We start from the raw sequence: 16,260 nt of genomic DNA on the forward strand, positions 1-16,260 counted from the left end.
TAAATTGGGAAACTCTAGAATAAAGGCGCGAAATTCACGAGTAAAGGCGCGAAATTCACGAGTAAAGGCGCGAAATTCACGAGTAAAGGCGCGAAATTCACGAGTAAAGGCGCGAAATTCACGAGTAAAAGTGCCAAACTCACGAGTAAAGGCGCGAAACTCACGAGTAAATGCGCGAGATTCACGAGTAAAAGTACGAAATTCACGAGTAAAGTCTAAAAATCAAACGTAAATGTGCCAATCTAATGTTTTTTGATTCATGTCAAACAGCATTAGAAGATATCTTCACTACTTTGATCAACAATAAATCAAAGGGAATGTGCCCGGTAGATTTCCGGGTTCGTAGCCTAAAGGGCTGCTTAATTAAATGAAATGTCTAACTTTTTGGATACACTTCATAAGTTGGTCTTTTTTTGTTTTAGAAAAGACAGTACATCAAGAAAGGCTGGTCCATTATCGACATGCCGGTAATCCAAGAATGGACATCCGTCCCTTTTGATTCTATTTGGTACGGTATCAACCGTAAAGTCTTTGAGCTGGAGGTTTTCTTCCACTTCCTCCCAAAATAATGGTGTAGCAACCCCTGCGAAAGAATTTCCGCGTGGGGAATAAGGCACAATGATGGTTTTTCCTTCACTATGCTGTACAAAGTCCAAGTAAAGCCGATTATTCCGTTTTATTTTCAATCTTTCCACTGTAAAATCATCGGGATTGGAACTTGTTAAGTAATGACCGAGAAAATCGGTGAATATCCTTGTTTCCTGATAAGTAAATCTGTCTTCAGGTAAAGGGATGTGAATTTGCAGGCCTTTGTTACCTGAGGTTTTCACATAAGCTATTATCCTTAAGGAGTCCATCACCTTTTTTATTTCTTGTGCGGCTTTTATCGCTAAGGAAAAAAATTCGATCGAAGGTGGATCTAAGTCCAGGACGATTTCATCGGGTCTTGTTTTTCCAGCTTTCTGAAATGGGGCATGGAATTCCAATGCCAGTTGGTTACCAAACCAAAGAAGCGTTTCAATGTCGTTACACAGCATATATTCTATATCTTCATCCATGAATGTTTTAATAAATGCAGGCGCATAATCAGGCTTGTTTTTCTGGAAAAATTTCTCTTGATCCATGGTGCCATGAGGATAGCGGATCGTCGTCAACAGTTTATCTTTTAAAAACGGTAAGAAGAAAGCTGAAACCTCCCTCAAATAATGCAGGTATTCAACTTTTATCACCTGTTTATCATCGGTTATCCATAATGGTTTATCCGGTGAGGTTATTTGTACAGTATCGGGAAATGTGTATTGGTTTATCACGAATTTTTCCCAAGTACATTCAGTGGGAGACGTGTGTAATAGCCAATGCGAAAACTGAGGTTCACGCAATTCATTTTCCTCATATACGTGTAAAAATTGTACCTCGATGCAAATGGATGGATGGATATAAAAAAATTTTGCGTCTTCATTTGAAGCATTTTGCTTGATCAGTTCATATAAGATCTTTTTATCTTTTGCACTTATTCCATTTTTGACGCTACCGATTTTCGTTACCGCACCTTCCTTGAAAACTGCGAGGGAAACATAACCATTTTCTTTATGCAATGCTGTAATGAAACAGGAGACAGTCTTCCAATTTTTCACTTTAATCCAGTTAGTGGAACGCTTTCCTTCTTGCCAAGTACCCCGGGTTTCTTTGGCTACAACCCCCTCACCATCTAATAAAGTGACTGTATTTAATGCCTTATCCAAAACGTCGAAACTTTCAATTAATTGGATCAAAGCTTCAGAAGTTGGGTTAGGAGGCATAGGAAACCCAAGTTTTTCACCCAGATTCAACATGAATCCCCTTCGTTCTTCCATCGATTTAGTCGTTATATCCATTCCTTTGATACGTAGCAGGTCAAACGCTATAAAACGGCAAGGGGAAAAATTAGCTGTTTCGGAAATCAATGATTGTTTCCGTAGGCGACCACGCCACTGTATTTGAAAGAAGTCAGCTTTTGCTTGATTAGTCAGCCAGACCAATTCTCCATCCAACTGCAGCGGGAGATAATCTTCTAGGCCCAGCTGTTTAATGAAATCAATGATTTCCGGGAAGAGGGGAGACATTTCCTTTTCGTTTCGGCTCGAGATGCTAATCGTATCGAAGTCAATCGTTAAAATGGCCCTAAAACCGTCATATTTGACTTCATAACGCCAATCCTTGGAGCTAGGGGCTTCGGTGTAATAGGTTGGCAGCATCGGTTTCATTTTGTGTATATCCCTCCGAAAAAAGTGATTAACATTATTTTGCCAAAAAAACGAAGTGTTAGAGTTGGCAAATGTTTTTTCGGTTTTTTTTTGATAAAAGGGAATAATAACAATTGTTCTTCCATTTAAAAATACGTTATGAGGTGACGAATATGCATACGATGTGGAAGGGGAGCATATCATTCGGTTTGGTGAACATTCCGATTAAACTTCATGCTGCAACGGAAGATAAGGATATTTCTTTAAGGACGTTGCATAAGGAGTGTCATTCACCGATTAAATACGAAAAAGTATGTCCGGTCTGCCAAAAAGAAGTGGGGAAGGACGATATAGTCCGCGCTTTTGAATATACAAAGGGAAAGTTTGTTGTATTGGAAGACAGTGAACTGGAACAGTTAAAAAAACAAAATGAAGAAAAAGCCGTGGAAATCGTGGATTTCGTAAAAATAGAAGAAATAGATCCCATTTATTTTAACCGAAGCTATTACATGTCCCCGAATGATGGAGGGATAAAAGCTTATTCCCTTTTGAGACAGGCCCTCAAGGAATCGAAGAAGGTGGGATTAGCGAAAATCATCATCCGCTCAAAGGAACAAATGGCGGTCATTCGAGTCGTTGATAATACTTTAGTGATGGAAACGATTCATTATCCGGATGAAGTCCGATCCACAGCGGATGTTCCGAATATCCCTGCCACTGATTCCGTTGTTGAAAAAGAAATCGAGACGGCCGTTTTATTGATAGATCAATTAACGTCTACTTTCGATCCGACAAAATACACCGATGATTATCGGACAGCGTTACTGGAATTGATTGAATCAAAGAAAACGGGACAGAAGACGATCACAACCAAAACAAAAGAACCTGTTTCCAGCAATGTAACCGATTTAATGGAGGCTTTACAGGCATCCATTGACCGAACGAAACATGAAGAACCGGTAAAGAAAAAGACGACACGGAAGAAAGCGGCACCGAAGAAAAAGAAACAAGCCTAAACAAGAAGCTGAGCGGGAGTCTTGAGTCGCTCGGCTTCTTGTTGGGAATGGGCATGAGAAAGATATGAAAGTAGACTTTATAGATTGGATTGCTGAAAATACATATGTAAAACATGTACAAATAGAAAAGCGGTACGTGATGCGGATAATGAACGGAATAAAGAGAAAAAATGGGTGGTTGTGAATGAAGGCAAAAAAATTCGCTCCCTAAAGAGCGACAATGAGGATTTCAATCGTGAAAATCAACATATAGGCGAACGGTTGTAGTTTTCGACTATATATTGTGTTCATATTCTACCATATTTAATTCTGAAATAGCAACAAAATTACTATAACTAACCTATGTTTTTTTCTGGAAAATCAATGATATTAGGCCAATTTAACGGTTGAAAGGGGGCTTTTGCATTATCTGATTTTGTAGATTCTTTTAAATCACTATAGAATATAATGGATTTTTAGTATAATTTATTCATATTAAGATGATATAAATTCAATAGGATTGGAAGATACAAAATGGAAAATGGTAAAATCGTATCACTTCATGCAGGAAAGCCAAAACAGGAAAAATTTTCGAATGTTGATATCTTTTCAGCCATGGATAAACAAGCACAGGATAAAGTGACAGTGACTAAATCAGGCATAATTGGCGATGGGGTTGGTAATGTAAAGTTCCATGGAGGCCCTGATCGGGCTTTGTGTTTTTACCCCATTGAACATTATTCACTATGGAATGAAAAATTCGCTAAAAAGCTGGAAATCCCTGCATTCGGTGAAAACTTAACTATAGCGGGGATGAGGGAAGAAACAACATTTATCGGTGATCTATATCAAATAGGCGAAGTAATCGTTCAAATTAATCAAGGGAGGATTCCTTGCTCGACGATTTCCCACTTTAACCAGGAACCTAAGTTTTTGGAATTCGTCTTTAAAACTGGTTACACTGGTTATTTTGCAAAAGTCATTCAAGAAGGAACGTTAAAGAAACAAAACGAAATCGTGCTATTAGATCGTTTGCAAGAAAAGATTTCAGTTCATTATGCTACTGAGGTGATCCTTCATAATCGGGATGGGCTGGATGGGGCATACACTTTGCTTACTCTAGATTCGCTTGCGGAAGACTGGAAACAGAGGGTAGAAAAGAGAGTTCAAGCTGCAAAAGATTGAGTGATTTTTGGAAAAAGTAAAAAAAATGACGTTTAAGGTATTGAAATTGACAGATTATTAATGTAAATTAAATATAAATTAATTTTGAAATCTTGTGACAATTATATAAATGGATCTTATCGAGAGAGGTGGAGGGACTGGCCCGAAGAAACCTCAGCAACCAGCCTAGGCAAAGGTGCTAAATCCAGCAAGCAGAGCTTGATAGATGAGGAGAATGTTTCAAAAAACCTTCTTCTTTGAGAAGGTTTTTTTTCTTTTCTCTCATACTCATAAAAAACGACAAAAACAGGATTGTTTTTGAGAGAGGGTGTAATGATGAATTTTCGTAAAGAATTAAAAGAAAGAATGTTAGTTGGCGAAGGGGCAATTGGAACCTTATTGTACTCTTATGGTATCGATCAATGTTATGAGGAATTAAACTGCACGAATCCCCATCAAATAGAATCCATCCATAGCGCCTATTTAGAAGCAGGCGCAGATATCCTTCAATCGAATACATATGGAGCCAATTTCAACAAATTGAAACGGCATGGACTTGAAGATGAAGTAAGCAGGATCAATCGCCAGGGAGTCATCCTGGCTAGAAAAGCGGCAAAAGGCAAGGCATATGTCTTCGGTACGATAGGTGCGCAGAGGAGTATACGGAAATCGGATTTAAGCATGGAAGAAATTAAGCGAGGTTTTCGTGAGCAGCTATACAGTTTGCTGATGGAAGATCCGGATGGAATTCTCCTTGAAACATTTTATGACATGGAAGAACTGGAAACCGTGCTGCAAATCGTTAAAAAAGAAACGGAACTGCCAATCATCGCAAATGTTTCAATGCATGAACTGGGTAACCTACAAAATGGGATCCATTTAAATGAAGCATTTCAAAGACTGGAGCAATTGGGTGCCGATGTTGTTGGAGTGAATTGCCGTCTCGGTCCACATCATATGATTCGTGCCTTAGAAGAAGTGAATTTGCCAAAGCAAGCCTCGATTGCCATTTATCCTAATGCCAGTCTCCCGGATTATGTGGATGGAAGACTTGTCTATAAAGCAGTGCCGGAATATTTCGGTTCAAGTGCCCTGGAACTTCGTGAGCAAGGTGCAACGATCATTGGAGGGTGCTGTGGAACGACTCCTCTACACATTCAAGCTGTAAAGAATGCGATTGAAAGTCTGGTTCCAGTGAAAGAGAAAATTACGAAATCCCGTGAGATAGAAATAATTGAAGTGAATGATAGGGAATTGGAACTCCCTCTGTACGAAAAAGCCAAAACGGAAAGAACAATTCTTGTTGAACTTGATCCACCGAAAAAGTTGGGAATAGAAGGTTTCATGACTGGTGCGGAAGTTTTGAAAAATGCAGGGGTCGATTCGATTACTTTAGCGGATAACTCACTTGCTTCACCAAGGATATCGAATGATGCACTTGCTAATTTACTGAAGAACCAATTGAATATAAAGCCAATGGTGCACATAACATGCCGTGACCGGAATTTAATTGGCCTGCAGTCACATTTAATGGGCCTTCAGACGGTGGGGCTGAACGAGTTATTGATCATCACCGGAGATCCCTCTAAAATAGGGGACTTCCCTGGTGCCACTTCCGTTTATGATTTATCGTCGTTTGACTTGATAAGCATGGTCAAACAATTTAATGAAGGTGTCTCCTATTCCGGCCAAAGTTTGGGGCAACGGTCAAATTTTAAAATTGCCGCAGCTTTTAATCCCAATGTAAAATATTTGGATAAAGCCGTACAGCGGATGGAAAAGAAGATTGCCTGTGGAGCTCAATCCTTTTTGACACAGCCAATTTATTCAGTTGAACAGATCGAAGAAGTATATGAAGCAACAAAACATTTAGAAACACCAATTTTCGTTGGTATCATGCCCTTGACAAGCACACGAAATGCCGAATTCATCCATAACGAAATCCCAGGTATCAAACTGCCTGATAATGTTAGAAGGGCTATGGCTTTAGCAGGGAATGACCCAGTAAAGTCAAGAATTGAAGGCGTAAATATCGCGCGAGAGCTAGTGGACGCAGCAAGAGAGAAATTCAAGGGCATTTATTTAATCACACCTTTCCTCCGCTACGAAATGACGGCGGAACTTACGAAATATATTAGAAAAGTCGATAGTAAACAGACATCAGAGGTGGCAATACATGAATAAAAAAGCGATTCAAAAGCAATTGGATTCTAAGATTCTCCTTCTTGATGGAGCCATGGGAACGATGCTTCAGGCGGAGAATTTAACAGCAGAGGATTTTGGCGGGGAACAGTTCGAGGGCTGCAATGAGTACCTATCATTGACGCAACCAGAAATCATTCAATCCATCCATGAAAAGTATTTAGCAGCAGGTGCTGATATCATTGAAACAAATACCTTCGGAGCCACAAGCATCGTACTTGACGAATACCAAATAAGCACGATTGCTTACAAGCTTAATAAAATTTCAGCAGAGCTAGCCGTTAAAGCTTGTGAAAAATATTCAAATGATGAATGGCCGAGATATGTAGCTGGCTCGATGGGTCCCACTACAAAAACGCTTTCCGTAACAGGGGGAACGACTTTCGATATTTTAACCGAGTCTTATGAAGAACAGGCACTCGGCCTATTGGATGGCGGAGTAGACTTGCTATTGGTGGAGACCTGTCAGGATATGCTTAATGTCAAGGCTGCCTTTTCCGGAATCAAAGCAGCTTTTGCTAAAACGGGAAAAGATGTGCCTGTCATCATATCAGGTACGATCGAACCGATGGGCACGACACTTGCTGGCCAGTCGATAGAAGCTTTCTATTTATCGGTTGAACATATGAAGCCAGTGGCAGTCGGACTGAATTGTGCAACCGGCCCGGAATTCATGATAGATCACATTCGTACGCTTGCAGATATATCAAACAGCGCCATCAGTTGTTATCCAAATGCCGGACTCCCTGATGAAGAAGGTCACTATCATGAGTCACCGACTTCCCTTGCAGAGAAAATGAAGCAATTTGCTGAAAAGGGTTGGGTCAATATCATTGGAGGATGTTGTGGTACGACCCCTGAGCATATTAAGGAACTATCCAGGGTCCTTGAGGGCATCCAGCCCCGTACAATAACGGAATCTGCCCATGGCCATGCCGTATCAGGCATAGAGCCGCTCATCTATGATGATTCAATGCGTCCTTTATTTGTAGGTGAGAGAACGAATGTTATCGGATCTCGAAAGTTCAAAGAGCTAATTCGTGGAAAGCATTACGAGCCAGCTGCGGAAATAGCACGTGCCCAAGTGAAAAAAGGCGCCCATGTCATTGATATTTGCCTTGCTGATCCTGATGGGGATGAGCTTGGCGATATGAAGGAGTTTGTAGAAGAGGTCGTCAAAAAAGTCAAGGTCCCCTTGGTCATCGATACTACAGATGAAGCCGTACTTGAACAAGCGTTAAAACATTCACAAGGGAAATCCATCATAAATTCCATTAACCTTGAAGATGGTGAAGAGCGCTTTGAAAAAATTGTCCCATTCGTCCATCAATATGGTGCTGCCGTTGTGGTAGGAACGATTGATGAAATTGGGATGGCCGTCCATGCCGAACGGAAAATCGAAGTGGCTACACGGTCTGTGGACTTACTTGTTAATAAGTATGGAATAAACAGAAGTGACATCATTTTTGATCCACTGGTATTTCCTGTTGGTACAGGGGATGAACAGTATATCGGATCTGCGTTAGAGACGGTGAAAGGAATTCAGGCTATCAAAGAAAAGTTTCCCGAATGCTTAACGATACTTGGCATTTCGAATGTTTCTTTCGGTCTGCCAGAACGGGGAAGGGAAATTCTAAATGCCGTTTTCCTCTACCATTGTACAAAAGCCGGTCTCGATTATGCGATCGTGAATACAGAAAAGCTTGAACGTTTCGCTCTAATTCCGGAAGAGGAAGTGAAATTGGCTGAAGCACTCCTGTTTGATACATCTACAGAAACTTTAGCTATCTTTACTGAGTTTTATCGTGGGAAAAAAGCGGAGAAGAAGGACAATGGTGTCATTCTGCCATTGGACGAACGTTTAGGTAATTATATTATCGAAGGAACGAAAGAAGGATTAATTGAGGATTTAAATAAAGCCATTGAGCGCGGTGATAACCCATTGGAAATCATCAATGGACCATTGATGGATGGAATGAGTGAAGTGGGTCGGTTATTTAATGACAATCAACTTATAGTTGCAGAAGTACTTCAAAGTGCAGAGGCGATGAAGGCGGCAGTATCTCACCTTGAGCCACTCATGGAAAACTCTGAAGATAGTGCTAAAAAAGGAAAAATCCTTTTAGCGACAGTCAAGGGAGACGTACATGACATCGGCAAGAACCTAGTGGATATCATCCTATCCAATAATGGCTATGAAGTCATTGATTTGGGAATCAAGGTCGCACCACAACAAATCATTGAAGAGGTCCGCAAACATGAACCCACCATCATTGGCCTTTCTGGTTTACTTGTTAAATCAGCACAGCAAATGGTTTTAACTGCACAGGATTTAAAACAAGCGGGAATAGACACCCCAATTTTAGTGGGAGGGGCAGCTTTATCCCGTAAATTCACCGATTTCAAAATATCACCAGAATATGGCGGCTCGGTTTTATATGCCAAAGATGCGATGGACGGTTTGGCTGTCACCAATATTTTACATGATGCGGACAAAAAAGTGTTGTATTTAGAGGAGTTGGTCGAGAAAAGAGAAAGATCGAAGGCTAATGCAGCTATTGCCGCCACATTGGAAAAACCAGTGCGGAAGCAGTCCACTGCTGCTTCTCTAAGCAATGTTCCTGTTCAAATACCACGTGATATCAAGCGCCATGTCCTAAAAAACTATCCATTGGATGTCATTCAGCCATACATTAATCGCCAAATGTTGATTGGGCATCATTTGGGGCTAAAAGGCAAAGTTGCCGAATTACTTAAACAGGGGAATGAAAAAGCAGTACAGCTGAATAGTCTTGTTGATGAATTGATTGAATTCTTAAAGAACGAACCAGACTACGGCTTACAAGCGGTTTATCAATTTTTTCCTGCTCAAAGTGAAGGAGACAGGCTATTGGTTTACAACCCGGATAATCATAAGGAAGTTTTGGAGACATTTGACTTCCCACGGCAAGATACGAGTCCGCACCTTTGTTTAGCGGACTTCGCAAAGCCGGTTTCCTCAGGTGAAATGGATTATGTCGGCTTTTTCTTGGTTACTGCCGGAAAAGGGATCAGAAAATGGGCAGAAAAGCTAAAACTTGAAGGTGATTTCTTGAAAAACCATGCCCTTCAATCACTTGCTCTCGAAACAGCTGAAGGATTCGCGGAAAGAATACATCAATTAATGCGTGATGATTTAGGTATAAGCGATCCGATAGAAATGTCTATGAAAGAGCGTTTTGCAGCTAAGTATACGGGGCAAAGATTTTCATTTGGTTATCCAGCTTGTCCTAATCTGGAAGACCAGGAGAAGTTATTCCGCTTGTTACAGCCTCAAGATATTGGCGTGGAATTGACTGAAGGATGCATGATGGAGCCTGAGGCTTCCGTTTCAGCCATTGTATTTGCTCATCCAGAAGCTCGGTACTTCAATGTCGATCGATAACATAATGGTAAGGCAGCGGTATTTTTTACCGCTGCCTTATTGCGCATGAAACCCCTCGATTGGTACATCTTAATGGTCAAAAGGAAGGGGATGCAATTTATGAAGGATCTGCTTAAAATATTTCTTTCCATGGTGAGTTCTTTCATTATCATTTTGTCCATGACCAATGTGCAGGCGGTTAAAGTACATGCAATGGTTCCCGAAGAGATGACACCGCTCGTAAAAAGTAAAGAAGATCAGAAAGTCGCTTATTTGACTTTCGATGATGGTCCATCTTTGAATACCATGGATATATTAGATATTTTGGACCGCTATCATGTTAAGGCAACATTTTTCGTAAAAGGTAATGAAGAACCATACGCAAAGGAATATTATCAGGAAATGATTTCACGGGGTCATGTGATTGCCCTCCATTCCTATACACATGATTATTCTATCGTTTATCGATCAACTGAAAGTTTCTTTCAAGATTTGAATAGGCTTGAAACCATGCTGCAAAAGGAGTTTGGGATAAAAAGCCGTATTGTACGCCTTCCTGGAGGCTCGAATAATCATCTTCGGCATCAGGCTGCAACTAAACCCATCATAAATGGAATCCTTCAACAATTATCGGAAAAAGGGTATATTTACTTTGATTGGACCATCGATTCAACAGATGGCATCAGTCCATCAATAAGTGAACAACAAATCATTAATTCCGTACAAAAAGGGACGAAAGATCAAAAGCATGTTAATATCTTATTGCATGATATCAATAGTATGAAAAATACAGTGAAAGCATTGCCGGATATTATAGAATATCTTAAAAAAGAAGGGTATTATTTTGATACTATTGATGAGACAACTCCAAAAATACAATTTAATTGATGAACACATTGATTATATATAGTAAATTAAGGTATAGGGATAAGAGATTATATTGCGAAAGGATTTATCGTTTCTATGATGCCATCATTGTTTTTATCACATGGAACACCTCTATTAGCTTTGGAAAAGAATAGCTACACTTCCTTTTTGAAGGATTATATGAAAGATATGAATAAACCTGCTGCCATCGTTATATTGTCTGCGCATTGGGAAAGTGAGGAGCAGTTAATTTCAGCAGTAAAGAAGCATGAAGTCATTTATGATTTTGTTGGTTTTCCTGAAGAAATATTCCAGATAACATATCCTGCTTCGGGATGCCTAGAGCTGTCAGATAAAATATTGACCTTGTTGTCCAAGATAGATGTATGGGGCGAACTTGATGAAAGGCGCCCCTTGGATCATGGAGCATGGGGGCTTTTACACATCATGTACCCAAAAGCTGATATCCCGATCGTATCTTTGTCGATTAATCCTGATCTTCCATTAGACAAGCAGTATGAAATCGGGAAAGCTTTGGGAGAATTAAAGGAAAGTAATGTCCTAATCATCGGAAGTGGTGGAATTGTCCATAATTTCACCCATTTACAGAAGGATATGCTTGTGGCAGAGGGGTGGGCAATCAATTTTGAGAACTGGGTCGAAGAGAAAATCATGAATTGGGATTTGGAATCTTTGTTTAATTATGAACAAATTGCTCCTTTTAGTACTGATGCTGTACCTTCCAAAGAGCATTTCATTCCATTGGTCATTGCTATGGGCTCAGGAGATGACAGCAAAAAAGCGGCTCTCCTGCACAGGACATTTCAATATGGGAATCTGAGTTTAACAGCTTGGAAGTTTGATTGATTTAAAGGTTTGCAACCTAGTTAAAAATACAGGAAACTGGTCATTATACAAAAATCTTTTTTTAGCGAAAAAAGACTTAAATGAGCAAAAAAGTCAATTAAAAGCGTATTATGACGAATTAAACAGAAATATTGTTGCAAAAAGGTTGCATAAAGTGGTTTAACCTTTGGATATTTCGACAAAAACATGTTAATATAACATCTGAAAACGTTTTATCCTTTAAAATTTTATTATTCAAATACCAAAGTTATTAATTATAAATCATATATTTGGGGAAAAGTTAGAAGAAAGAAATTTGGGGATGGATAAAACGAAATGCAAAAAATTATGAGAGAAATTTGGGGGTTTACAAAATGACCATCAAGGATGCTAAGGCATACGACCCATGGAAAGCTTTTTCTGGTCCAAACCTTGGGTATGTCATGGAGCAGTACGATCTATTTCAAGCCAATCCGGAGGAAGTAGATCCGGAACTGAAAAACTTCTTTGAAGTATCAGGTCCTCCTTCATTCGATGTATCGGCTGAAACAACAATCGGAAGTGCACCAACTGTACAATCTGGAGAAGTTCTTCCAATGAAGAAAATTATGTCTGCAGTAACGTTAGCGGAAAACATCCGTGCATACGGACATCTTGCTGCAACTATCTATCCTTTAAAAGAAGAACCACTTGACACTGAAGAAATTCACTTTGAAAAATATGGGTTGACTGCAGATGATTTAAGGAAAATACCGGCTGACTTAATTTGTCCGGAATCACCTGAAGACGTGAAAGACGGATACGAAGCCGTACAATACCTAAAACAACTTTATACAAAAACGATAGCCTTTGAATTTCACCATGTTAATGACTTGGACGAAAAGCAATGGCTTACAGATATGGTCGAATCCGGAAGCATGTTCCCGGAAGTGTCCAAAGATAAAAAGGAACTATTACTTAAGCGATTGAATGAAGTCGAAGGTTTTGAAAAGTTCCTTCATCGCACATATGTAGGGCAAAAACGTTTCTCTATTGAAGGACTGGATACACTAGTGCCGATTTTAGATGAAATGATTTCACAAACTGTTCAAAATGGAACGGGTAATGTGAATATTGCCATGGCTCACCGGGGACGTTTGAATGTTCTTGCACACGTACTTGGAAAGCCTTATGAGGTCATTTTCTCTGAATTCCAACATTCACCTAATAAAGATTTGGTTCCTTCCGAAGGTTCAACTGGCATTAACAATGGTTGGACTGGCGATGTTAAATACCATTTAGGTCTGGATAAACAAATTACTAAAGCAAATATACAAAAAGCAAGAATTACACTTGCCAATAACCCAAGTCACTTGGAAGTAGTCGGTCCAATCGTGGAAGGGTATTCTCGTGCGGCACAAGAAGACCGTTCTGAAAAAGGATACCCTGTTCAAGACATTTCCAAATCACTTGCAATCCTAATTCATGGTGATGCAGCATTCCCTGGTGAAGGAATTGTACCGGAAACGATTAACTTAAGCCGTTTACGCGGTTATCAGGTTGGCGGAGCTATCCATATCATCGCCAATAACATGATTGGTTTTACAACGGAAAGTGAAGATTCACGTTCAACTAAATATGCTAGTGATTTGGCAAAAGGCTTTGAAGTGCCGATCGTACATGTTAACGCAGATGACCCAGAGGCATGTATTGCCGCTGTGAACCTTGCTAACCAATATCGCGAAAAATACAAGAAAGATTTCTTGATCGACCTTATCGGTTACAGACGTTTCGGCCATAACGAAATGGATGAGCCATTGGTGACACAACCTGAAATGTATGCATTAATCCATAAGCACCCAACCGTTAAAGAGCTTTATGGTAAAAAACTCATTCAATCCGGCGTGTTCACTGAAGATGAAGTTAAAGCAGTTGCTGAGCAAGTGGATACAAGACTTGCAGATGCATATGCGAAAATTTCCGGAAATAAACCGGAAGCTTCTAAAGAGTGTAACCCTCCTGGCATTATTGAAAAAGGACTTCCAGCCATTGAAACGGCAGTTCCGAAACAAGAACTGGTTTCAATTAACGAAGAACTTGTTAATTGGCCTGAAGGATTCACCCCTAATAAAAAATTAGGAAAGATTTTATCACGTCGTTTGGATTCCTTTGGTGCTGACGGTAAAATTGATTGGGCTCATGCTGAAACACTTGCATTTGCATCCATCTTGAGTGACGCTACTCCAATCCGTTTGACAGGACAAGATTCAGAACGTGGAACATTCGCCCAACGTAATATCATGTTACATGACAGTGTTAATGGAAAAACATATTCACCACTTCACACACTTGATACTGCTAAAGCTTCTTTCGCTGTTCATAACAGCCCGCTTACGGAAACGGCAGTTCTTGCTTTTGAATATGGTTATAATGTATTTGCACCTGAAACACTTGTACTATGGGAAGGCCAATTCGGTGACTTTGCAAATACAGCACAAGTGATCTTTGACCAATTTATCGCGGCAGGCCGTGCAAAATGGGGTCAAAAATCAGGTCTTGTCATGCTGCTTCCGCATGGTTATGAAGGACAAGGACCAGAGCATTCCAGTGCACGCCTAGAACGTTTCCTTCAATTGGCGGCTGAGAACAACTGGACAGTTGCTAACTTAAGTTCGGCAGCTCAATATTTCCATATCCTTAGAAGACAAGCCAAGATTTTGGATCAAGAGCAAGTACGTCCACTTGTCATCATGACACCTAAGAGCATGCTTCGTAATCAAGTGATGGCCTCTACAGCTGAAGAATTCAGTGAAGGCTCATTTGAATCTTTCGTAGAAACAAAAGCACTTGGCAAAAAACCTAAATCGGTTGAACGCATTGTTTTTGCATCAGGTAAATTGGCGGTTGAACTTCGTGAAAAAGCGGCAGCTGAACAAAAAACGGATTGGTTGCAAATCATCAGTATCGAAGAAATTTATCCATTCCCGTTCACTGGCGTTCAAGAAGCGTTGAAAAAATATACAAATCTTAAAGAAATCTTCTGGGCTCAAGAAGAACCTAAAAACATGGGGGCTTGGACATTTGTTGAACCACGCCTTAATGCAGCGGCTCCTGGTAACCTTTCAGTAACATATATAGGAAGGAAGCGCAGATCAAGCCCGGCTGAGGGAGATCCACTTGTCCATAAAAATGAACAACAACGGATTATGACTCAAGCAATTACACGCAATAATGAGGGGGAGAAATAAAAATGGCTGAAGTAAAAGTACCTGAATTAGCAGAATCAATTTCTGAAGGATCTATTGCGCAATGGTTAAAACAACCCGGTGACCACGTAGAAAAAGGCGAATATGTCCTTGAACTGGAAACGGATAAAGTAAACGTAGAAATCATTTCAGATTATACGGGTACACTTTCGGAACATTTAGCAGAAGAAGGCGATACTGTCCAAGTTGGACAAGCTATCGCTATCGTTGATGAAAATGGATCAGCTGCAGCAGCTCCAAAAGCGGAAGCTCCTAAGGCTGAAGAAGCCAAAGCAGAGCCAGCTAAAGCGGAAGAAGCTCCAGCTCCATCTCCAGCTAAAGAGGCTCCTAAAGCAGAAACGAGAGAAGCATCATCCACTCAACAAGTTATTGCTTCACCAGCTGCAAGGAAATTGGCTCGTGAAAAAGGAATTGACTTGACTCAAGTGCCTGTAGCCGACCCACTTGGTCGTGTACGTGTACAAGACGTAGAAGCTGCAAGTAATGCACCTGCGGCACCAGCTGCAGCTTCAAAACCAGCACCTGCAGCAAAACAAGCAGCAGCTCCTGTTGAAGTGAATGATGATCGTATTGAAGTGGTTAAGATGACTCGCCGTCGTCAAACCATTGCCAAGCGCCTAGTTCAAGTACAATCCGAAGCAGCCATGCTTACTACTTTTAACGAAGTCGATCTTTCAGCAGTCATGGAATTGCGTAGCCGCCATAAAGATTCTTTCGTGAAAACAAATGATGTTAAACTTGGTTTCATGTCATTTTTCACTAAAGCAGTCATTGGCGCATTGAAGAAATATCCGTTATTGAATGCAGAAATCAAAGGCGACCATATCCTTAAAAAGAACTTTTATGATATCGGTGTAGCCGTATCCACTGACGAAGGTTTAGTCGTTCCGGTTGTAAGGGATGCTGACCGCAAAAGCTTCGCTGAAATCGAAAAGAACATTTCGGATTTAGCTGTTAAAGCGCGTAACAATAAACTAGGACTTTCAGATTTATCTGGTGGAACTTTCACGATTACAAACGGAGGGACTTTCGGTTCCCTATTATCTACACCAATCTTGAATGCCCCTCAAGTTGGGATCTTGGGCATGCATACAATTAAGACACGCCCAATCGCTGTTGGAGATCAAATCGAAAACAGACCAATGATGTACCTTGCATTATCTTACGATCACCGTATCGTTGATGGTAAAGAAGCAGTTGGATTCTTAGTAGCAATCAAAGATATGCTTGAAGATCCAGAGCAACTTTTACTTCAAGGTTAATGAAATAATATGAAAAAACCCCTCTGTCATTATGACAGAGGGGTTTTTTGTGTT

10 protein-coding genes and 1 riboswitch are annotated in these 16,260 nt (G+C 40.3%); of the genes, 8 read left to right on the top strand and 2 right to left on the bottom strand.

Annotated features, from left to right (window positions below; all coding sequences use genetic code 11):
• Positions 1–14 precede the first annotated feature (14 nt).
• A complete protein-coding gene (locus LQ203_RS02500) occupies positions 15–206 on the bottom strand; it encodes a hypothetical protein (protein WP_230155399.1) in 192 nt (63 codons plus the stop codon).
• 189 nt (positions 207–395) lie between these two features.
• Positions 396–2,243, bottom strand: a complete 1,848-nt coding sequence (locus LQ203_RS02505; protein WP_230155402.1) for a DNA ligase D — start codon at positions 2,241–2,243, stop codon at positions 396–398.
• A gap of 152 nt (positions 2,244–2,395) precedes the next feature.
• Here LQ203_RS02505 and LQ203_RS02510 point away from each other — a divergent pair, with 152 nt between their 5' ends.
• From LQ203_RS02510 to odhB, 8 genes are all read left to right on the top strand, one after another.
• Positions 2,396–3,238, top strand: a complete 843-nt coding sequence (locus LQ203_RS02510) for a Ku protein (RefSeq protein WP_230155404.1) — start codon at positions 2,396–2,398, stop codon at positions 3,236–3,238.
• 513 nt (positions 3,239–3,751) lie between these two features.
• Entirely contained in the window at positions 3,752–4,402 is a 651-nt protein-coding gene (locus LQ203_RS02515) for an MOSC domain-containing protein (protein ID WP_230155406.1), read from the top strand.
• Positions 4,403–4,515: 113 nt separating this feature from the next.
• A riboswitch (SAM riboswitch) is annotated at positions 4,516–4,614 on the top strand.
• Positions 4,615–4,717: 103 nt separating this feature from the next.
• A complete protein-coding gene (locus LQ203_RS02520) occupies positions 4,718–6,565 on the top strand; it encodes a bifunctional homocysteine S-methyltransferase/methylenetetrahydrofolate reductase (protein WP_230155408.1) in 1,848 nt (615 codons plus the stop codon).
• The gene (gene metH, locus LQ203_RS02525) at positions 6,558–10,007 is read left to right on the top strand and encodes a methionine synthase (protein ID WP_230155410.1); all 3,450 of its coding nucleotides are present in this window, start codon (positions 6,558–6,560) and stop codon (positions 10,005–10,007) included. The genes LQ203_RS02520 and metH overlap by 8 nt, the downstream gene beginning before the upstream one ends.
• Before the next feature lie 99 nt (positions 10,008–10,106).
• Positions 10,107–10,874 carry a polysaccharide deacetylase family protein gene (locus LQ203_RS02530; RefSeq protein WP_230155411.1) on the top strand — a complete coding sequence of 256 codons (768 nt, stop codon included), beginning with the start codon at positions 10,107–10,109 and terminating at the stop codon, positions 10,872–10,874.
• A 75-nt stretch (positions 10,875–10,949) separates the two neighbouring features.
• Complete coding sequence (locus tag LQ203_RS02535; protein WP_230155412.1) at positions 10,950–11,720, top strand: class III extradiol ring-cleavage dioxygenase; 771 nt, start codon at positions 10,950–10,952, stop codon at positions 11,718–11,720.
• Positions 11,721–12,073: 353 nt separating this feature from the next.
• The gene (locus tag LQ203_RS02540) at positions 12,074–14,926 is read left to right on the top strand and encodes a 2-oxoglutarate dehydrogenase E1 component (RefSeq protein ID WP_230155413.1); all 2,853 of its coding nucleotides are present in this window, start codon (positions 12,074–12,076) and stop codon (positions 14,924–14,926) included.
• Between the two features lie 2 nt (positions 14,927–14,928).
• Complete coding sequence (odhB, locus tag LQ203_RS02545) at positions 14,929–16,206, top strand: 2-oxoglutarate dehydrogenase complex dihydrolipoyllysine-residue succinyltransferase (protein ID WP_230155415.1); 1,278 nt, start codon at positions 14,929–14,931, stop codon at positions 16,204–16,206.
• Positions 16,207–16,260 lie beyond the last annotated feature (54 nt).

Source organism: Peribacillus sp. Bi96 (assembly GCF_918698115.1).
Lineage (GTDB): Bacteria > Bacillota > Bacilli > Bacillales > DSM-1321 > Peribacillus.